This window comes from Thalassovita mangrovi, assembly GCF_009857745.1.
In the GTDB taxonomy this organism is placed as follows: Bacteria; Pseudomonadota; Alphaproteobacteria; order Rhodobacterales; family Rhodobacteraceae; genus Thalassobius; species Thalassobius mangrovi.
In genome coordinates, this window is the sequence record NZ_WWEN01000011.1 from 59,330 (window position 1) to 77,544 (window position 18,215).

Consider the following 18,215-nt stretch of genomic DNA (forward strand, 5'->3'; position numbering starts at 1 on the left):
TCACTGCCCGGCGGCGGCAAGGGCGTCATCGCCCGGCAACGGGCGATGCCCCCGCAGCCAGGCCAAGCCCGCGTCGGCAACGCGCTGCAGCCGGAAGTCCTGGGTCACGCGGATGTCGGAAAACAGCGGGAAGGAATGCGGCCTGCTCAGCCGGATGCGGGCAAGCTGGCGGCGGTCGCCGGGTTTGAACGCGGTGCGGAACGCATCGGGCAGGGTGTCCGATATGGTCAGGATTTCCACGATCTCGCCACTGGCGGTCAGCCGTCCGTCCGACATCCGCACCCGCATGCCCTCATTGATCGGCAACAGGTATCTGCTGGGCAGATAGGCCAGCACGTATTCCTGCCCCGAATGGATCGACAGAAGCGGGGTCGCGGCGGCAAACACCTCGCCCACCGCGGGCACCTGGGCGCTGATCGTGCCGGACACGCCGGCGCGGATTTCCCCGGCCGCATAATGATGCTCCAATCCCTTCAGCGCCTCGGCCGCCGCCGCCCGGGCCGAGGTCAGCGTTGCGATCTCGGCTTCCAGAGCGGTGCTTTCGGCGCTCAGCTGCGCCTGTTCCGCCTCGGCGTCGTATTCGTCGTCCAGCGCCCGGGCCAGCCGGTCGGCGGTGACCAGCGATTTCGCCGTCGGATCGGCCAGCCGCGCTGCCGCCTCGGACATCCGCAGCGCCCGGCGCCGGGCCAGCGGCAACAGTGCATCGGCGCGGCGGACCCGGCTGCGCAGCGCCGCTTCCTCGCGGGCCAGTTCGGCGATGCGCAGGGTCTGTTCGGCGATGGCGTCGAGGATTTCGGCGGAACTGACCCGCAATAGCAGATCGCCGGCCTCGACCGACTGCCCCCGGGTGACGAAGACCTCCTCGACACGAACCACCGATGTGGCAGCAATATCCACCCGCCGGCACAGGATGATGCCGTCGGCGCGAAACAGCAGCAGATCGCCCCAGACGTAATTGCCCAGCCCCATGGCCAGCGCCAGAAGCAGCACGAGGTAAACCCGCCTGGCCCAGTTGCCCCCGGCCTTGCGCAGCTGGTTGGCATGGGTGTCCGGGCGGGGTCGATTGCGAAGTCTGCGTACCATGATCAAAGGCGCTCCCGATGGACTTTGTTGGGGACGTAGGGGTCGGAATAGGACCGGTCGAACGCCCATTCCTGGGCATAGGCAGCAAGCCGGATGAACCGCATGAAAAAACCGTTGAACACGGTGTATCCGGGCAGGAACCACAGCAGCCCCATCGCCCGCGCGCGCGGCGTGGCATGGGCGGCCAGAAGGAAGCTCGCCAGGTCGAGCAGTAAAAGCCCCGCCTGCGCCGCCGCCAGCACGATCAGGGCGAAGCCGCCATAAGAGGCAAACAGTCCCAGCAGGTAGAAGGGCAGCGCCGCGGCGGCGATCACGTTGAAGCCCAGGAATTCGACCTCATGCAGCAATTCGCGCGGCCGGAACCGGTGCGAAAACGGGTTCATCATCTCGCCATGCTTGCGGTAGCGCAGCCGCACCGCGTCGCGTTCCCAGCGAAACCTCTGCCGGATCAGCGCGATCAGCGTCGCGGGCACATCGGTGTAGCAGATCGCGTCGGCGGCGAAGCGTACCTCCCAGCCCTCGCGTCGCAGCCGCAGGGTGAAATCCAAGTCCTCGCCGCCGCCCGCATCCATGCCGCCGACCGCCTCGAAAGCTTCGTGGCGGAAGGCGCCGAACGCGCCCGAGACGCAGGCGACCTGGCCAAGCGCATCGGCCGCCTGTTTGCCCAGCGAAATACTGATCATGTATTCGATCGCCTGGAAGGCCGCGACCAGGCTTTCACCGGGATTGCGCACCAGGATATTGCCCGACACCGCCCCCACCGCCGGGTTCTGGAACGGGGTCAGGATATTTCGCAACGCGTGGCGGTCGAAGGAACAGTCGCAATCGACCTTCATCAGGATATCGCCGGTGGCCCAACGCGCCGCCAGGTTCACCCCCGACGAGGTGCCGCCGCGCAGATCGGTGGCATGGGCCTGCTGGATCAGCCCCTGGCGCAACAGCCGCGCGATCACCGCCGACATCCGGTCGGTCGATCCATCGCTCACAACGATGATTTCGTCCGGCGGCCGGCTTTGTTCGTGCAGCGCCAGAACGCAGCGTTCGATCGCCTCTTCCTCGTTATGGCCGGCGATGATGGCGCTCAGCCGCCCCACCCCATCGGCCGCCCCCGCCCCCGGCGGCGCGGGTCGGAACAGGGCTGCAACGAGGAAGGACACCCCGTAGCGCGGAATTTCAAACAGGGCGATATACCAATACAGCGCCAGCAGCGACGCGAAGCTCTGCGCCTTGAGGAAATCGAGAGCGTCGGGCAGCAGCGTTCCCATCATCCCAGATCCTCGGGTCCGAAAACGGAAATCTCCGCCCCCGGGTCAAAACGCAGCTCCGCCGCGATACGCTTGCCCAGATCGCCGATCCGCCCGCTGACCGCTTCCGGCCCGGTGCCGGGCAGCAGCGCGTAATCGAAGGCACCGCCGGAGATGACCTTGGCCCCGCCGTCCAGCCGCTGGCCGAGAAGTTCGGTGAAAAGCCGCCGGGTCGCGGCGAATTGCCGGGCGCCGTGATCCTGCGCGATCGGCCTTTCGTTGCGATAGGCGATGCTGAGCAGCGTGAAGGCCGCGCCGGTTTCGTTATAGCGCCGCGCCTCGCCGTTCAGCGCGACCACCAGATCGAGCGGCAGATCGGTGAAGCGCAGCACCTGCTGCGCCATGCCGAGAAACGCCGCCCCCGCCTCGAGATAGCCGATACCGTCCCGGGTAAGCCGGTAGAGGTGCACGTCGCGGGTCGCCACCGCCTCGCCCTCGCTGCGGGTGCCGCAATCTGCACAGACGAAGCCGACCGCCGGTTCGGCGGCGGCATGGCCGCAGGACTGGCAGACCAGCATCGTTCCGGGCCGGTCGTAATCGCGCCCGAAATGGCGCAGCTCGACCCGGCATTTGGGGCAAATCAGGTCGTCGCCGGTGCGGAAATCCGCCTCCGGCCCCTGATAGGCGCAGCGGAAATGATGCAGGTAAGAGGTTTCCTCGATCTGGGCGGAGCGACAGCTGGGGCATTCTTCGCGCACGATCATCCGGGCCGAGCGGCAATTGCCGCAGACATGCAGCCGCTCGAAGAAATCGGCCGCCAGCAGGCCCCGCCCGACCAGTTTCCCCGCCGCCGCGCGGACGGTTTCGGGGGCCAGTGTCAGGTTGTAGCCGACCAGCCCCTTGCGGTTGCCGTCGAGCCGCGGGATCAGATCGGCGCCCGACACATGGATGCGCGCCAGCAGCTTATCCCCGATATCCTCCGACCGGGCGACATCGCGGTGCAAGGCCGCGCGGCGGTCCCCGAACCCGTCGATTAGCCGGGTGACGTGTTCCGCCACGTCGCCGCCCACCCCGCTGGCATCGAAATCGGCACCGGCGCCAAGCCGCCCGGTCAGGTCGATCACCGGCAGCAGGTTCAGCCCCCGCCCCTGCCAGAGCGGCGCCAGATCATCGGGCGTGTCGGCCTCATAGACCAGAACCGCATCATAGCCCTCCGCCCCGGCTGTGAGCCTGCGGCGGTCGGCATCGTACGGCCAGCGCAGGAAACGATAGCCGACATCCTCGATCGGTGAACGGCTGGGCGCCCCGCCCGCGGCGGGACGAACGGGCCTGATCCCCGGCGCTTCGGGCCGGGCGCGGCCCAGCTCGCCGATCACCGACAAAACCTCGTTGATGTCCAGCGGCTTGGCCATGACCCGGTCGAAATGTTCGCAATTGTCCTGACTTTCCAACAGTCCCTGCACGTCGCCGGTGATCGCGACGAAATGCGGGCACGGCCCCTTGGCCGGGTCTTCGAGATACTTGGCCACCACTTCGAGCCCGGTCATTTCCGGCATGTTGAAATCGAGCAGCGCGATGTCGTAGCCCTGCGTCCGGATCGCGTCGAGCGCCTGTTTGCCGTCTTCGACGATGTCGACGCTGAGACCGCGCTGCGTCAGGATCAGCTGCAGCAGGTCCTGGATCGCCGAACTGTCCTCCGCCACCAGAATGCGTTTGGCATCACCGCTTTGTGCGGCTTCAGTGCCGTCCTCTGCTGGCGTCGTGTCGGGCATGTAACGCTCTCCAATAAGGGCCGTTCGGGGCGAAATTTCCCCGGTCCGAAGCACAATGAGTCAAGGGCGTTAAAAACCCATAAAAGCCGAATTTTTGTGAACTCACACTCGGTTAGGTTGTCCCCCCCTTCCTCCGCTAACGCCGCATTAACCCGGTCTGTGATTCGATCCTCCGGGGGAAGCGATCAGGAGCGAGGCAAAACCGATGACGGCATTTCAGGACAAACTGCGCGGTCTGATCGCCCTCCATTGCGCCTCGCTGCGCGAAGAGGTCCAGGATTTGCGCGAGGTGCTGGCGCGGCTGCGCCCCCCGGCGGGCGAAGCGGGCGGGGCGATTTCCGAAGGCGCCGGACTGGTGCACAAGATCAAGGGAAGCAGCGGCAGCATCGGCTTTCACGAGGTCGGCGCCGTCGCGCAGGAGCTGGAAACGCTGTTGCGCGGGTTGGAGCGCGCGGGCGGCACACCGGATGCGGGCGGGATTGCCCGCGCACTGGCGCTTGTCTCCGAGCTCGATGCGCTGGTTGCGGAGCTCAGACCGGAACAGTCGGCGCTTTATCATGCCGGGTGAAGCGGGCGGAAGAATTCCGGGGTGGGGAAAGGCGGATGGCTGCGCGGAAAAAGGGGCGCTGCCCCTCTTGGCCCAAGGGTCAATTCACCCCGGGATATTTGTGAAAAGAAGAAGGGCGGGATGAGCCGCCCTTTCCCCGTGCTTCGGATTTCGCAGGCTCAGCGGCGCAGGAAGGCGTCGCGGAACCCGGCCTTGCGCACGGTGCCAAGCGCCGTCTGCGCCCCGGGACCGGCGAAGGGACCGGCGAGCACGATCTGATAGGCCTTGCCCTTGCGCGTGGTGTTCAGCACCCGCACCGGCAGCCCCGCCTGCTGCAGACGCTGCGCGGTGTTGTGGGCATTGTCGGGCACCCCGAAGGTGCCCACCTGCACATAGGTCTGGCCGCTGGCCTGCTGTGCCGGGGCGGACTTGGCCGGGGCCTTCGATTTGGTCGACACCACCCCGGAGGATTGCGCCGAGGCGGCGGCCATGGCGGCCTGAGCGTCGGTCTGCACCTGGGTGGTCAGGTCGGTGAACGGATAGCGCAGGTTCGGGTGCAGCCGGGTCACGTCGCGGCCACTGGCCCGTTCGATCAGCTGGCGCGGCACCGTCTGGGTCCAGACCAGATCCATCTGCGCCCGGCCATCCGCGGTGCGGTTGCCGCGATAGGGGTTCAGCCGGTCGTCCTGCCAGATCGGGCGATAGCCCTCGGGGATCGGGGCGACGGTCCGGGCCACCGGCGGATTGTCAAAGGCGCGCCCGAACAGGGGCTGGGGCTTGGCGGGCGCAGCGGCGGCTTGGACCCGACGGGGGGCCGGTGCGGCCGCCGGAACCGGAACAGAGGTCGGAGCCATCGCGGCGACACGGCGCTGACCATTGCCGCGGATGGCGGCGCCGACCGGCGATTCCGCCTGCGGGCCGCAGCGCAGCCCGGTGCCGGTCATATGCTTGCGGCCGATCATGGAAATGCCGTCACAGCTGGGCCCAGCTGCGGCCTGGACCGGGGCCGGTTTCGCTGCCGGGCGGGCCTGCGGGGCGGGCCGCACCGGTTTGACCATCTTGGGCGGCGTGAAGAGCGAAGCGATGGTTTTCATCGGCGCGCGGTTGGTGGCGGGCTTGGGCGCGGGGGCGGGTTTCCGCACCACCGTCACCGGCTTGGGCGCGGCTGTCACCGGCTTGGGCGCGGCTGTCACCGGCTTGGGCGCGGCGGTCGCCGTTTTCACCGGCTTCGGCGCGGCGGCGGGTTTCGCCGGGGCGGCGGCCGCGGGCGCATCGGCGATCACCGGCAGGTCATGCGCGGCGGATTTGGCGAAGGTCGGCTGCGCACCGCACACCTGCTTGCGCCCGCGCGTGACCCGCGGCACCCAGGTGACGTTTCCGTCGATCCCGGCGCGGATATAGACGCAGCCACGGCTATCGACATATTGCATGCCCTTGTAGCTCGCCGGCGGGAATTCCGCCGGCTCATCGGCATTGCGCAAGGTGGCGGCCTGACCGGCCCCCGCAGCAGCAAGAGAAAGGATCGCAGCGCTGGCGAAAACTCTGGCAAACTTCATTTGTGCCCCCACACGAAATGTAGAGGCACTGTGCACGAATTGTTTCCACGAGTAAAGCTAATGACAGCCTATTTTGTGCCGAACATGCGGTCGCCCGCATCCCCTAGTCCCGGAACAATATAGCCCTTGTCATTGAGCTTTTCGTCCAGGGCGGCGGTGATGATCGGCACATCGGGGTGCGCTTGCTTCATCCGCTCCACCCCTTCGGGGGCCGCCAGCAGGCACATGAAACGGAGATTGGTGGCGCCCGCCTGCTTCAGCAGGTCGATGGCGGCGACGGAGGAATTGCCGGTCGCCAGCATCGGGTCGACCACGATGACCAGCCGATCTTCGAGCCCTTCGGGCACCTTGAAGTAATACTGCACCGGTTTCAGCGTTTCCTCGTCGCGGTAGAGCCCGACGAAGCCGACCCGGGCCGAGGGGATCAGTTCCATCACCCCGTCCAGCAGCCCGTTGCCCGCGCGCAGGATCGAAATCAGCGCCAGTTTCTTGCCCTTCAGCACCGGGGCTTCCATTTCCATCATCGGGGTTTCGATGCCGCGGGTGGTCAGTTCCAGCTCGCGGGTGACCTCATAAGCCAGCAGCAGGCTGATTTCGCGCAGCAGGTGACGGAATTCCCCGGTCGAGGTGTTCTTTTCGCGCATCAGGGTCAGCTTGTGCTGTACCAGCGGGTGCTCAACGATGGTCAGGTGCTCGGTCATGCTTGTTCCAGTCTTTGCTTGATGCGCTTGCGGGTCCCTTCGTCGCAGAAGGCGGCCTCGATGGCAATTCGATTCAGCTCGGCGAAATCCTCGGCGCCCCAGCCGAAAGCGCGTTCCAGTTCTTCGTATTCGCGGGTCATGGTGGTGTTGAAGAAGGGCGGATCGTCGGTCGAAACGGTCACCTTCACGCCCGCCTCGCGCAGCTTGGCGATGGGATGGGCGGCAAAGCGGGGGTAGAGCCCCAGCACCACGTTCGATCCCGGGCAGACCTCCAGCACGATTTCGCGTTCGGCCAGGATATCGACCAGCGCGGGATCTTCGATCGCGCGCACGCCGTGGCCGATCCGTTCCACCTTCAGGTCCTCGATCGCCTGGCGCACCGACTCCGGCCCGCCGAATTCCCCCGCATGGGTAGTCAGCCGCAGCCCCGCCTCGCGGGCGCAGTCGAAGGCCCAGGCGAAATCGCCCTGCCTGCCCATGCCCTCATCGCCGCCCATGCCGAACCCGGTGATCCAATCGCCGGCGGTCTCAGCCGCACACAGGGCGGTTTCGCGCGCCTTTTCGGGGCCGAAATGGCGGATGCAGGTGACGATGCCGCGCAGGGTGATGCCCATCTGCGCCTCGGCCTGATCGGCGGCTTCCTGCATCGCGTGCAGGTATTCCTTCCAGGCAGTCACGTCGCGGCCGCCGCAGAAATCGGGGCTGAGGAAGCTTTCGGCATAGATGACGCCGTTTTCGGCGCATTGTTCCAGCACCGCCAAGGTCAGGCGGCCGTAATCCTCAGGCGTTTTCAGCACCTGGGTGGCGGCCTCGTAAACCTGCAGGAAATGGACGAAATCGCGGAAGGTGTAATTGCCGCGCTCGTCGAACACGCCCGTCAGGTCGATATTCTTTTCCTGCGCCAGCCCGCGCACGAAGGCGGGCGGCGCCGCGCCTTCGAGGTGCATGTGCAGCTCGACCTTGGGAAAATCCTTCCAACTCATAAAAAGCTCCGTCCCGGCCCTCGCGCGGGCACATTCAAATGATCGGCCACGCTGGCCGCGACATCGACATATTGGACCAACCCGCAGCTGCCCGCGCCCCGGCCCGCAATCAGCACCGGCACCCGTTCGCGGGTGTGGTCGGTGCCGCTCCAGCTGGGGTCATTACCGTGATCGGCGGTGATCAGCAACATGTCGTCGGGGCGCAATTTCGGCAGCACCTTGGCCAGTTCCGCGTCGAACCATTCCAGCGCGCGGGCATAGCCCGAAATGTCGCGCCGGTGGCCGTAAAGGCTGTCGAATTCGACGAAATTGGCGAAGGTCAGGGAACCGTCCTCGGCCGCGTCCACGAGGTCGTTCAGATGTCCCATCAGCTGCGCGTCGGTCCCTTTGCGCACCTCGTCGATGCCGTGCATCGAAAAGATGTCGCCGATCTTACCGATGGCATAGACGCGGCGCCCCTGCCCCTGCACCCAGTCGCACAGCGTCGGCTCGGGGGGCGCGATGGCGTAATCGTGGCGGTTGGTGGTGCGGGTGAAACCGTCTTCGACTGTGCCGATAAAGGGACGCGCGATGACGCGGCCCACCTTCATCTCGTGCACGATGGGGGCAACGTCCTGGCAAAGCTTCAGCAGGCGGTCGAGCCCGAAATGCTCCTCATGCGCGGCGATCTGGAACACGCTGTCGGCAGAGGTATAGCAGATCGGCCAGCCGCTTCGGATATGTTCGGCGCCAAGATCGGCGATGATCCTGGTCCCCGAAGCATGGCAATCGCCCAGGATGCCGTCGGTGCCCGCCAGCTCGGCCACCTTGGCCGACAGATCGGGCGGGAAGCTGGGCTTGGTATCGGGGAAGTAATGCCAGTCCCAGGGCACCGGCACGCCCGCCAGTTCCCAATGGCCCGACGGCGTATCCTTGCCCGGGCTGACCTCCGACGCCGCGCCCCAGAACCCGGTGGGCTCATCCGCCCCCAGACCCGGGGCGGCCTCGCCCGAGGCCAGTTCGACCGCGCGGCCCAGCCCAAGCGCGTCGAGCGTCGGCAGATGCAGCGGCCCGCTGCGGCCCTCTTCGGCCCGGCCTTCGGCGCAGGCACGGGCGATATGGCCCACCGTGTTGGCGCCGGTATCGGGACGGTCGCCGTTGAAGAACCTGTCGGCATCCGGCGCACCGCCGATGCCGACGCTGTCGATCACGATCAGGAAGGCGCGCGCCATCAGCCGATCCTTTCATGCACCAGCGGCGGCAGATCCGGCGCCTTGGAGGCAATCGTCACCGCCGACAGGACCGAGGCGCAGGCAACGTCCGCCGCCCCTTCGCGCGCGGCGTGGATGCGCGCCAGCGGCTGGCCCTTCGCCACCTTGGTGCCGCGCGGCAGGACGTCGGAAATGCCCACCGCCGGGTCGACCACGTCGCTTTCCACCTGGCGGCCGCCGCCCAGTTCCACCACGGCAAGGCCCAATGCCTGCCCGTCCATCGCCGAGACATAACCCGCCTTGGGCGCCAGTACTTCGCGGATCACCGGTGCTTCGGGCAGGAACCGCTGCCAGTTGTCGACGAATTGCACCGGCCCGCCCTGCGCCGCCACCATGCGGCCGAAACATTCCGCCGCGCGGCCGTCGGCGATCGCGGCGGCGATCTTCTCCGCGCCCTCCTCGGCATCCTTGGCAAGCCCGGCATTGGCCAAGGCCACGCCGCCCAGTTCATTGGTCAGTTCCAGTAGCGGCCCCTGCGCCAACCCGGTCAGCACCCGCATGGAACTTGCCACTTCCAGCGCGTTGCCCAGTTCCGGCGCCAGCGGCTGGTTCATGTCGGTGATCAGTGCCGAGGTCTGGCATCCGGCGGCATTGGCGGTGGTGACCAGCGCCTGCGCCAGCGCGCGGGCGTCTTCGGCACTTTTCATGAAGGCCCCGGTGCCGACCTTCACGTCCAGCACCAGCCCTTCCAACCCGGCCGCCAGTTTCTTGGACAGGATCGAGGCGGTGATCAGGTCGAGGCTTTCCACCGTCGCGCTGACGTCGCGGATCGCGTAAAGCCGCTTGTCGGCGGGGGCGATATCGCCGCTCGCCGACACGATGGAGCAGCCGACCTTGCCCACCACGTCGCGAAACTGCGCCTCGCTCAGATCGGTGCGATAGCCGGGGATCGCTTCGAGCTTGTCGAGCGTACCGCCGGTATGGCCAAGGCCGCGGCCCGAAATCATCGGAACGTAAGCGCCGCAGACCGCCAAGGCCGGGGCCAGCACCAGGCTGACGCAATCGCCGACGCCGCCGGTGGAATGCTTGTCCAGCACCGGGCGATCCATGTCCCATTTCAGAACGTCGCCGGAATCGCGCATCGCGAGCGTCAGCCCGACCCGGCCTTCTTCGTCCAGCCCATTGAGCAGCGCGGCCATGGCAAAGGCCCCCGCCTGCGCGTCGCTGACGGCGCGATCGGCCAGGCCCTGCGCGAACCAGTTCAGTTCGTCGCGGCTGACCGGTTGCCTGTCGCGGACCTTGGCGATGATGGCACGGGCATCCATCGCGGATCAGCTCCGGTCCATCTGGGATTTCTGGAACGCCCCGGGCAGCAGTTCGGCCAGGGTCATGGTCATTTCCTCGCCGTCGGTGGTCGCCATGCGGACCTGCACGTCGTCGCGACCGAATTCGACCAGCTTCTGACGGCAGCCGCCGCAAGGGGTGACCGGGACCGGCGAGTCGGCGATCACGCAGACCTCGACCAGTTCGGTTTCGCCCGCCGCCACCATCGCCGCGATGGCGCCGGCTTCGGCGCAGGTGCCTTCGGGATAGGCGGCGTTCTCAACGTTGCAGCCCTGATAGATCGCGCCCGATTTGCCGCGGATGGCGGCGCCGACCTTGAATTTCGAATAAGGCGCATAGGCCCTTTCACGCACATCGCGCGCTGCATCCAGCATTGACATATCGATACCTCCTGACCGGATCGCGGACCCGTATCGCGCCCGCCGCCGCTTTTGACCTTTTGGAAAACAGTGGCCTGACCCGCCCGCATTTGCAAGCTTGGCCCTGACGTCAACGGTAAAACAGCGACTTTCATCTCCTGAAAATGTAGTTTAACGCTAAACTAACCGGAGCGGAGGACCAGATGAGCGACGACCAGACTGAATCTCAGAATGAAACCCTGCGCCAGGCGGCGCTGTTTTATCACGAGCATCCCAAGCCCGGTAAGCTTGAGGTCCGCGCCACCAAGCCGCTGGCCAATGGCCGCGACCTGAGCCGCGCCTACAGCCCCGGCGTCGCCGAGGCCTGTCTTGAGATCAAGGCGGACGAAGCCAATGCCAGCCGCTACACCGCGCGCGGCAACCTGGTGGGGGTGGTATCGAACGGCACCGCCGTGCTGGGGCTGGGCAATATCGGCGCGCTGGCGTCGAAACCGGTGATGGAAGGCAAGGCCGTCCTGTTCAAGAAATTCGCCAATATCGACTGCTTCGATATCGAGGTGGATGAAAAAGACCCGGAAAAGCTGGCCGATATCGTCTGCGCTTTGGGCCCGACCTTCGGGGCGATCAACCTCGAAGACATCAAGGCGCCCGATTGCTTCATCGTCGAAAAGATCTGCCGCGAGCGGATGAACATCCCCGTCTTCCATGACGACCAGCACGGCACCGCCATCGTGGTCGGCGCTGCGGCCACCAACGCGATGCGGGTGGCAGGCAAGAAATTCGAGGACATCAAGATCGTGTCGACGGGCGGCGGGGCTGCCGGCATCGCCTGCCTCAACATGCTGCTGAAACTGGGGGTGAAACGCGAAAACGTCTGGCTCTGCGACATTCACGGGCTGGTCTATGAAGGCCGGGCCGAAGACATGAACCCGCAGAAGGCGAAATTTGCGCAAAAGACCGACAAGCGGAACCTCGACGAGGTGATCGACGGCGCCGACATGTTCCTTGGCCTGTCCGGCCCCGGCGTGCTGAAGCCCGAAATGGTGGCAAAGATGACCAAGCGACCGATCATCTTCGCTCTGGCCAACCCGACGCCGGAAATCATGCCCGACGCGGCGCGCGCGGTCGCCCCCGACGCGATCATCGCAACGGGACGGTCGGATTTCCCCAACCAGGTCAACAACGTGCTGTGCTTCCCCTTCATCTTCCGCGGCGCGCTGGATGTCGGCGCAACCGAGATCAACGACGACATGTCGCTGGCCTGCGTCGCGGGCATCGCGGAACTGGCCCGCACCACCACCAGCGCCGAGGCGGCGGCGGCCTACAAGGGCGAACAGCTGACCTTCGGCGCCGATTACCTGATCCCGAAACCCTTCGACCCGCGGCTTGTGGGCGTGGTGTCAGCATCGGTCGCCAAGGCGGCGATGGACAGCGGCGTCGCGACACGGCCGATCGAGGACCTGGACGCCTATAAGCACAAGCTGCACCAGTCGGTGTTCAAATCCGCCCTGCTGATGAAACCGGTGTTCGAGGCCGCCCGCGCCGCGTCGCGCCGCATCATCTTTGCCGAGGGCGAGGACGAACGCGTGTTGCGCACCGCGCAGGCGGTGCTGGAGGAAACCACCGAAACCCCGATCCTGATCGGCCGCCCGGACGTGATCGCGGCCCGCTGCGAACGCGCCGGGCTGACCGTGCGCCCCGACCGCGATTTCGAGGTGATCAATCCCGAAAGCGATTCCCGCTACCGCGATTACTGGCAGTCCTATCACGAAATCATGCAGCGCCGCGGCGTCACCCCGGACATCGCCAAGGCGATCATGCGTACCAACACCACCGCCATCGGCGCGGTGGCGGTGCATCGCGGCGATGCCGACAGCCTGATCTGCGGCACCTTCGGCGAATACCGCTGGCACCTGAATTACATCACCCAGATCCTGGGCAGCGACACGCTGTCGCCGCATGGCGCGCTGTCGCTGATGATCCTCGAAGACGGGCCGCTGTTCATCGCCGATACCGGGGTGCATGAACTGCCCAGCCCGGAAAACATCGCCCGGATCACCGAAGGCGCCGCGCGCCACGTGCGCCGCTTCGGGCTGGAACCGCGGATCGCTTTGTGTTCGCAATCGCAATTCGGCAATCACCGCGAAGGATCGGGCAAGCGGCTGCGCGAGGCGCTGGCGATCCTCGACAGCAAGCCGTGCGATTTCACCTATGAGGGCGAAATGAACATCGAGACCGCGCTGGACCCGGAACTGTGCCACCGCATCTTCCCCAACTCGCGGCTGCGCGAGGCGGCGAATGTGCTGGTCTTCGCCCATGCCGATGCGGCTTCGGGCGTGCGCAACATCCTGAAGATGCGGGCCGACGGGCTGGAGGTCGGGCCGATCCTGATGGGCATGGGCAACCGCGCCCATATCGTCCTGCCCTCGATCACCGCGCGGGGATTGTTGAATATGGCGGCGATTGCCGGCACGCCGGTGGCGCATTACGGTTGATCCTGCCCGCCCCCTCGCAGGGCGGAACAGGGAGGCTCGAATGCTGAAGGGTCATTGTCATTGCGGCGCGGTCCGCTGGGTCAGCGACGGGCCGGTCGCCTGGAGCTCTTATTGCCATTGCTCCGACTGCCGCCGGATTTGCGGATCGCCCGTCACGGCGTTTTTCGGCGTGTCGCACGGGTCTGTCCGCTGGCTTGGCCAGCCGCCGCGCATCTACCATTCGTCGGAAGGTGTCGAGCGGCTGTTCTGCGGCGATTGCGGCACGCCTATGGCCTATCGCCACACCGGGGACGCCGACAACATCCACCTTCACATCGCCACGCTGGAAGACCCCGAACAGGTCGCGCCGGAATTCCACGAATTTCATTCCGAGCGGCTGAGCTGGCTGTCCATCCAGGATGATCTGCCGCGCCACCCGAAAACCGCCGACTGACCCGTCCGGCCGCGCCGAATTTGCAAAGCCCGCGAATTTTCCAACATTTCCGGATAATTTCCGGCGGATTTGCAAAACATTCCCCGCCGTATTTCGCGAATTCTGCAAATTTCCGCGCGATTCCGTCGCTGTGACCGGTAACGCGCTTGCGGGAAAACTCGCCGACCCGATACACCTGTTGCAAGCTATGCAGGAGGAGGCAGGCGATGGCCTATCAAGATATTTACCAGGGCTGGCAGAACGATCCCGAAGGTTTCTGGCTGGAAGCGGCGACGGCAATCGACTGGGTCGAGGCGCCGAAAAAGGCGCTGTCGGACGACGACGCGCCGCTTTACGAATGGTTCAAGGACGCCAAGGTCAACACCTGCTGGAACGCCGTCGACCGCCATGTGGAAAACGGGCGCGGCGATCAGGTCGCCATCATCCATGACAGCCCGGTGACGGGTTCCAAGAAATGGATCACCTATGTCGAGCTGCGCAACCGCGTCGCCATGCTGGCCGGTGCGCTGCGCGCCAAGGGTGTGGAAAAGGGCGACCGCGTCATCATCTACATGCCGATGATCCCCGAGGCGCTGGAAGCGATGCTGGCCTGTTCCCGACTGGGCGCGATCCATTCGGTGGTGTTCGGCGGTTTCGCCAGCAACGAACTGGCGGTGCGGATCGACGACGCGAAACCCAAATGCATCATCGCCGCCTCCTGCGGGATCGAACCGGGCCGGGTGGTGCATTACAAGCCGCTGCTGGACGGGGCGATCGACCTGGCCGATCACAAGCCCGATTTCACTGTCATCTTCCAGCGTGAAAACGAGGTCGCGCATCTGGAAGAGGGCCGCGATTACAACTGGCACGGCTTCCAGTTCGGCGTCGAACCGGCGGAATGCGTCCCCGTAGAGGGCGATCACCCCGCCTATATCCTCTACACCTCCGGCACCACCGGCCAGCCTAAGGGCGTCGTCCGCCCGACCGCGGGTCACCTGGTGGCGCTGAACTGGACGATGAAGAACCTCTATAACGTCGATCCGGGCGATGTGTTCTGGGCGGCCTCCGACGTCGGCTGGGTCGTCGGGCACAGCTACATCTGTTACGCCCCGCTGGTGCACGGCAACACCACCATCGTGTTCGAGGGCAAACCGGTCGGCACCCCCGATGCGGGCACCTTCTGGCGGGTGATTTCCGAACATAAGGTGAAAAGCTTCTTCACCGCCCCCACCGCCTTCCGCGCGGTGAAGCGCGAGGACCCGAAGGGCGAATTCGTCGGGAAATACGACCTGTCCTGCCTGAAACAGGTCTACCTGGCCGGCGAACGCGCCGATCCCGACACCATCCTCTGGGCGCAGGATCAGCTGGGCGTGCCGGTGATCGACCACTGGTGGCAGACCGAAACCGGCTGGGCCATCGCCGCCAACCCGGTGGGGATCGAGGAATTGCCGATCAAGCTGGGGTCGCCGTCGGTGCCGATGCCGGGCTATGACGTGCAGATCCTCGACGAGGGTGGTCATCCGGTGAAGGACGGCGAACTGGGCGCCATCGCGATCAAGCTGCCGCTGCCGCCGGGCACCCTGCCGACCCTGTGGAACGCCGAGGACCGGTTCCGTAAATCCTACCTGAACACCTTCCCGGGTTATTATGAAACCGGCGATGCGGGGATGAAGGACGAAGACGGCTACCTCTACATCATGGCGCGCACCGATGACGTGATCAACGTCGCCGGTCACCGCCTGTCCACCGGCGGCATGGAGGAAGTTCTGGCCGGTCACCCCGACGTCGCCGAATGCGCGGTGATCGGGGTCAGCGACGACCTGAAGGGGCAATTGCCGGTTGGGTTCCTGTGCCTCAACGCCGGGACGAACCGACCGCACGAAGAGGTGGTCAAGGAAGTGGTGAAACTGGTGCGCGAAAAGATCGGCCCGGTGGCGGCGTTCAAGCTGGCCGTGGTGGTGGATCGCTTACCGAAAACCCGCTCGGGCAAGATCCTGCGCGGCACCATGGTGTCGATCGCCGACGGCAAGGACTTCAAGATGCCCGCGACCATCGACGACCCGGCGATCCTGGATGAAATCAAGGACGCGCTGCAGACCATCGGTTACGCCACGGCATGAGCGCTTCCCCGCGCCCGACCTGATTTGAATCAAGCCCAGGCCCCGCCCGTTAGGGTAGTCTGGGCTTGTTTCTGTCAGACAGAGGGTACGGAGATGACCGAAGAAACGACCGAAGACACCACCGAACAATCCCAAGACAAAAAGACCTGGAAAGAAGAGATCGAGATTTCCAGCGACGCCCTGATCGCCAAGATCAAGGAACTGGCCGCCGAGGCGCAGGTACGCCGGGTGCGGATTCTCGAACCCGACGGCGATATCGCGGTCGATATCCCGCTGACGGTGGGCGCGATTGCCGGCGGCGTTGTGGTCCTGGCCGCGCCGGTGCTGGCGATCATCGGCGCCATCGCGGCCTTTGCCACCAAGGTGAAGATCGAAGTCGTCCGCGAGGAAACCGACGAGGGCGAAGACACCGGCGCCTGAGGCACAGCCTGAAACGATCCGGCCCGGGTCACCCCGGGCCGTTTCATCGCTAGTCCGCCAGCTTGTAACGCCGCGCCATATCGCCCTGCCCCATGCCTTCCAGGTGGCTGCGGAATTCGTCGCGCAGCGCCGCCGCCCCCGGTTCGATGTCGAGCGCGCGCAGATAGGCCGTGATCGCCTCTTCCCCCTCGCCCTCATGCGCAGCGATGCGGGCCAGCAACCGCCAGGCGTACCAATGGGTATGCTGCAGCGCGACCACCTGCTGCGCCTGTTGCCGCGCCTGATCCATCCGCTTGGTGCCGAAATAGAACAGCGCCAGGTCATAGCGCGCATGGGTATAATCGGGATGATCCGCCACCAGGGTTTCGGTTTCGGCAATCGCCCGGTCGTGCTGCCCCAGGGCGAACAGCGCCGCCGCCCGTTGCAGCCTGAGCTGGGCGATATCGGGGGCCAGCGCCAATCCCTGTTCCGCCGCCTCCACGGCTTTGCCATACGCCTTCTGCTGGAAATAGGCGCGCGACAGGTCGAGCCAGGGTTCATAATGCGCCACCTCGCCCGTGGCCATGACCCCGGCCATCGCCTCGGCGGCGTAATCGGCGTTGTAGCCCTGGTTGGCCAGCACCCCGTGTGCCTTGGCCAGCAGCTTTTCGGCAGCACTGAGCGGGGTGTCGGGGTACAGCAGGCTGACCTCGGCCACCTCGGCCGGGACCTTGCTGATCGGCCGGGTCAGCGCCTGCAGGGGGCCGGGATCGCGCACGATCCGGTGGTCGGTCATGGTCACGTGGATCACGTCCTGGGTGCGCCGCGCGGGCATGTGGCAGGTGGTGCAATCGGCATCGGCGGCGATGTCGGGATGGGGCGCGCCGCCCTGCATCACCGGCAGGCCGCGACCGTCGGTGTCGTGGCAGCTCAGGCAGGCGGTGCGGTAATGCGCGGCGCGGTCCTGCGGCTTCACCTTCACATGCGGGTCGTGGCAGCTCAGGCAGCCCAATTGCCCGTCGCTTTCGGTGAAGCAACGGCTTTGTTCCATGCGGAACGGGTGGTGGTTGATGTCGAACCGGTCCTCGCGCATCCGCAGCGCATCGTCGATATCGAGGAAAATCTTGTAATCCGACAGGTCCTGCCCCGGGCGGAAGGAATAGACCGAGCGGCCCAGCCGGAGTTCCGGCGTCACCGCCACGCTGGGCTGCATGTGGCAGCCATAGCAGATGCCGTAGAGCTTATCCTTGGGCAGCTTGCCGGGATGCACGATGGCGGCGCGGATGTCGTCCAACTCGCCCTCGCCCGACAGCACCTTTTCGACGTGATCCGCCCCCGGGCCGTGGCAGCGCTGGCAGCCGATCCCTTCGGGCAGGTCGGCCGGGAACACCTCGGGCATGCCGGGGCGGTCGCTGCCCTCGGGCACCTCGGGGAAGGCGTTGTGGCAGGCCATGCAGCGCTGGCGCACTGCCCGGTTCACCCCCATCTGATCGGCGAATTCGAAACCCGGCGCCATTTCCCATTTGCCGCCCTCCTGGCTGTACCAGGCCAGCGGCAGCTGAAACAGCGCGCCGTCCTGCGTCTGGTACAGGTAGACCCGGCTGTGATGGCCGGAGCCGAGAATCCAGTCGACCTTCTGTTCGAAGTCATGGATGCGGTCGCCATCGGCGTTCAATTGATAGCGGGTGAACCAATACTCGCCGCCGCGCAGCTGCATCTCGTAATGCCTCTTGGACGGTTCGTGATAGAAATGAGCGTTGTCGAAATCCTCGATCACCTTGTCGGGCGACGGCCGGTAGAAGCTTTTCGCCATCCCCATTTCGCTGAAGCTTTCCGCCTTGTCCTGGTGGCAGTCCGCGCAGGTTGCGTCGGGGACATATCCGGCGGCAGCGCCAGTGGTGACCGGGATGCCGTAATCCGTCAGGGCCTCGAACGCCCGGGCGGGGGCCGCGACATGCAGGGCCAGGCCAAAGAGGGCGAAGAAGACCAGAACGGGCTTGAAAATCATGG

15 protein-coding genes are annotated in these 18,215 nt (G+C 65.8%); 5 read left to right on the forward strand and 10 right to left on the reverse strand.

What is annotated here, in order from left to right; all coding sequences use genetic code 11:
- Genes GR167_RS19130 through GR167_RS19140 form a run of 3 tightly spaced genes read right to left on the reverse strand, consistent with a single transcriptional unit; the run spans position 1 to position 4,099 of the window.
- On the reverse strand, positions 1-1,083 hold the full coding sequence (locus GR167_RS19130) for an HlyD family secretion protein (RefSeq protein ID WP_160975342.1): 1,083 nt from the start codon (positions 1,081-1,083) through the stop codon (positions 1-3).
- Positions 1,084-1,085: 2 nt separating this feature from the next.
- Positions 1,086-2,351 (reverse strand): glycosyltransferase family 2 protein, encoded by a 1,266-nt coding sequence (locus GR167_RS19135; RefSeq protein ID WP_212770042.1) that lies wholly within the window; start codon positions 2,349-2,351, stop codon positions 1,086-1,088.
- On the reverse strand, positions 2,348-4,099 hold the full coding sequence (locus GR167_RS19140; protein ID WP_160975343.1) for a TackOD1 domain-containing metal-binding protein: 1,752 nt from the start codon (positions 4,097-4,099) through the stop codon (positions 2,348-2,350). Before GR167_RS19140 ends, GR167_RS19135 begins: the two co-directional genes overlap by 4 nt.
- Before the next feature lie 205 nt (positions 4,100-4,304).
- On the opposite strand from GR167_RS19140, the gene GR167_RS19145 reads away from it, so the two are divergent.
- Positions 4,305-4,667, forward strand: coding sequence for an Hpt domain-containing protein (locus tag GR167_RS19145; RefSeq protein WP_160975344.1), 363 nt, complete (start codon positions 4,305-4,307; stop codon positions 4,665-4,667).
- 158 nt (positions 4,668-4,825) lie between these two features.
- Here GR167_RS19145 and GR167_RS19150 read toward each other — a convergent pair whose 3' ends face one another.
- The 6 genes from GR167_RS19150 to GR167_RS19175 all read right to left on the reverse strand — a co-directional run bounded on the left by GR167_RS19150 (position 4,826) and on the right by GR167_RS19175 (position 10,800).
- The gene (locus GR167_RS19150; RefSeq protein ID WP_160975345.1) at positions 4,826-6,202 is read right to left on the reverse strand and encodes an SPOR domain-containing protein; all 1,377 of its coding nucleotides are present in this window, start codon (positions 6,200-6,202) and stop codon (positions 4,826-4,828) included.
- A 68-nt stretch (positions 6,203-6,270) separates the two neighbouring features.
- A complete protein-coding gene (gene upp, locus GR167_RS19155) occupies positions 6,271-6,903 on the reverse strand; it encodes a uracil phosphoribosyltransferase (RefSeq protein ID WP_160975346.1) in 633 nt (210 codons plus the stop codon).
- Positions 6,900-7,886: an adenosine deaminase gene (locus GR167_RS19160; RefSeq protein ID WP_160975347.1), complete on the reverse strand. Its 987-nt coding sequence runs from the start codon at positions 7,884-7,886 to the stop codon at positions 6,900-6,902. The genes upp and GR167_RS19160 overlap by 4 nt, the downstream gene beginning before the upstream one ends.
- On the reverse strand, positions 7,883-9,097 hold the full coding sequence (locus GR167_RS19165) for a phosphopentomutase (RefSeq protein WP_160975348.1): 1,215 nt from the start codon (positions 9,095-9,097) through the stop codon (positions 7,883-7,885). Before GR167_RS19165 ends, GR167_RS19160 begins: the two co-directional genes overlap by 4 nt.
- Positions 9,097-10,401: a thymidine phosphorylase gene (locus GR167_RS19170; protein ID WP_160975349.1), complete on the reverse strand. Its 1,305-nt coding sequence runs from the start codon at positions 10,399-10,401 to the stop codon at positions 9,097-9,099. The genes GR167_RS19165 and GR167_RS19170 overlap by 1 nt, the downstream gene beginning before the upstream one ends.
- 6 nt (positions 10,402-10,407) lie before the next feature.
- Positions 10,408-10,800 carry a cytidine deaminase gene (locus GR167_RS19175; protein ID WP_160975350.1) on the reverse strand — a complete coding sequence of 131 codons (393 nt, stop codon included), beginning with the start codon at positions 10,798-10,800 and terminating at the stop codon, positions 10,408-10,410.
- Positions 10,801-10,982: 182 nt separating this feature from the next.
- Here GR167_RS19175 and GR167_RS19180 point away from each other — a divergent pair, with 182 nt between their 5' ends.
- From GR167_RS19180 to GR167_RS19195, 4 genes are all read left to right on the forward strand, one after another.
- Entirely contained in the window at positions 10,983-13,274 is a 2,292-nt protein-coding gene (locus tag GR167_RS19180; RefSeq protein WP_160975351.1) for an NADP-dependent malic enzyme, read from the forward strand.
- Positions 13,275-13,314: 40 nt separating this feature from the next.
- Complete coding sequence (locus GR167_RS19185) at positions 13,315-13,707, forward strand: GFA family protein (protein ID WP_235916067.1); 393 nt, start codon at positions 13,315-13,317, stop codon at positions 13,705-13,707.
- A gap of 206 nt (positions 13,708-13,913) precedes the next feature.
- Complete coding sequence (gene prpE, locus GR167_RS19190) at positions 13,914-15,806, forward strand: propionate-CoA ligase PrpE (protein ID WP_160975352.1); 1,893 nt, start codon at positions 13,914-13,916, stop codon at positions 15,804-15,806.
- A gap of 93 nt (positions 15,807-15,899) precedes the next feature.
- A complete protein-coding gene (locus tag GR167_RS19195; RefSeq protein WP_160975353.1) occupies positions 15,900-16,226 on the forward strand; it encodes a DUF4342 domain-containing protein in 327 nt (108 codons plus the stop codon).
- 49 nt (positions 16,227-16,275) lie between these two features.
- On the opposite strand, the gene GR167_RS19200 is transcribed toward GR167_RS19195, so the two are convergent.
- Positions 16,276-18,213, reverse strand: coding sequence for a tetratricopeptide repeat protein (locus GR167_RS19200; protein WP_160975354.1), 1,938 nt, complete (start codon positions 18,211-18,213; stop codon positions 16,276-16,278).
- Positions 18,214-18,215: the final 2 nt, after the last annotated feature.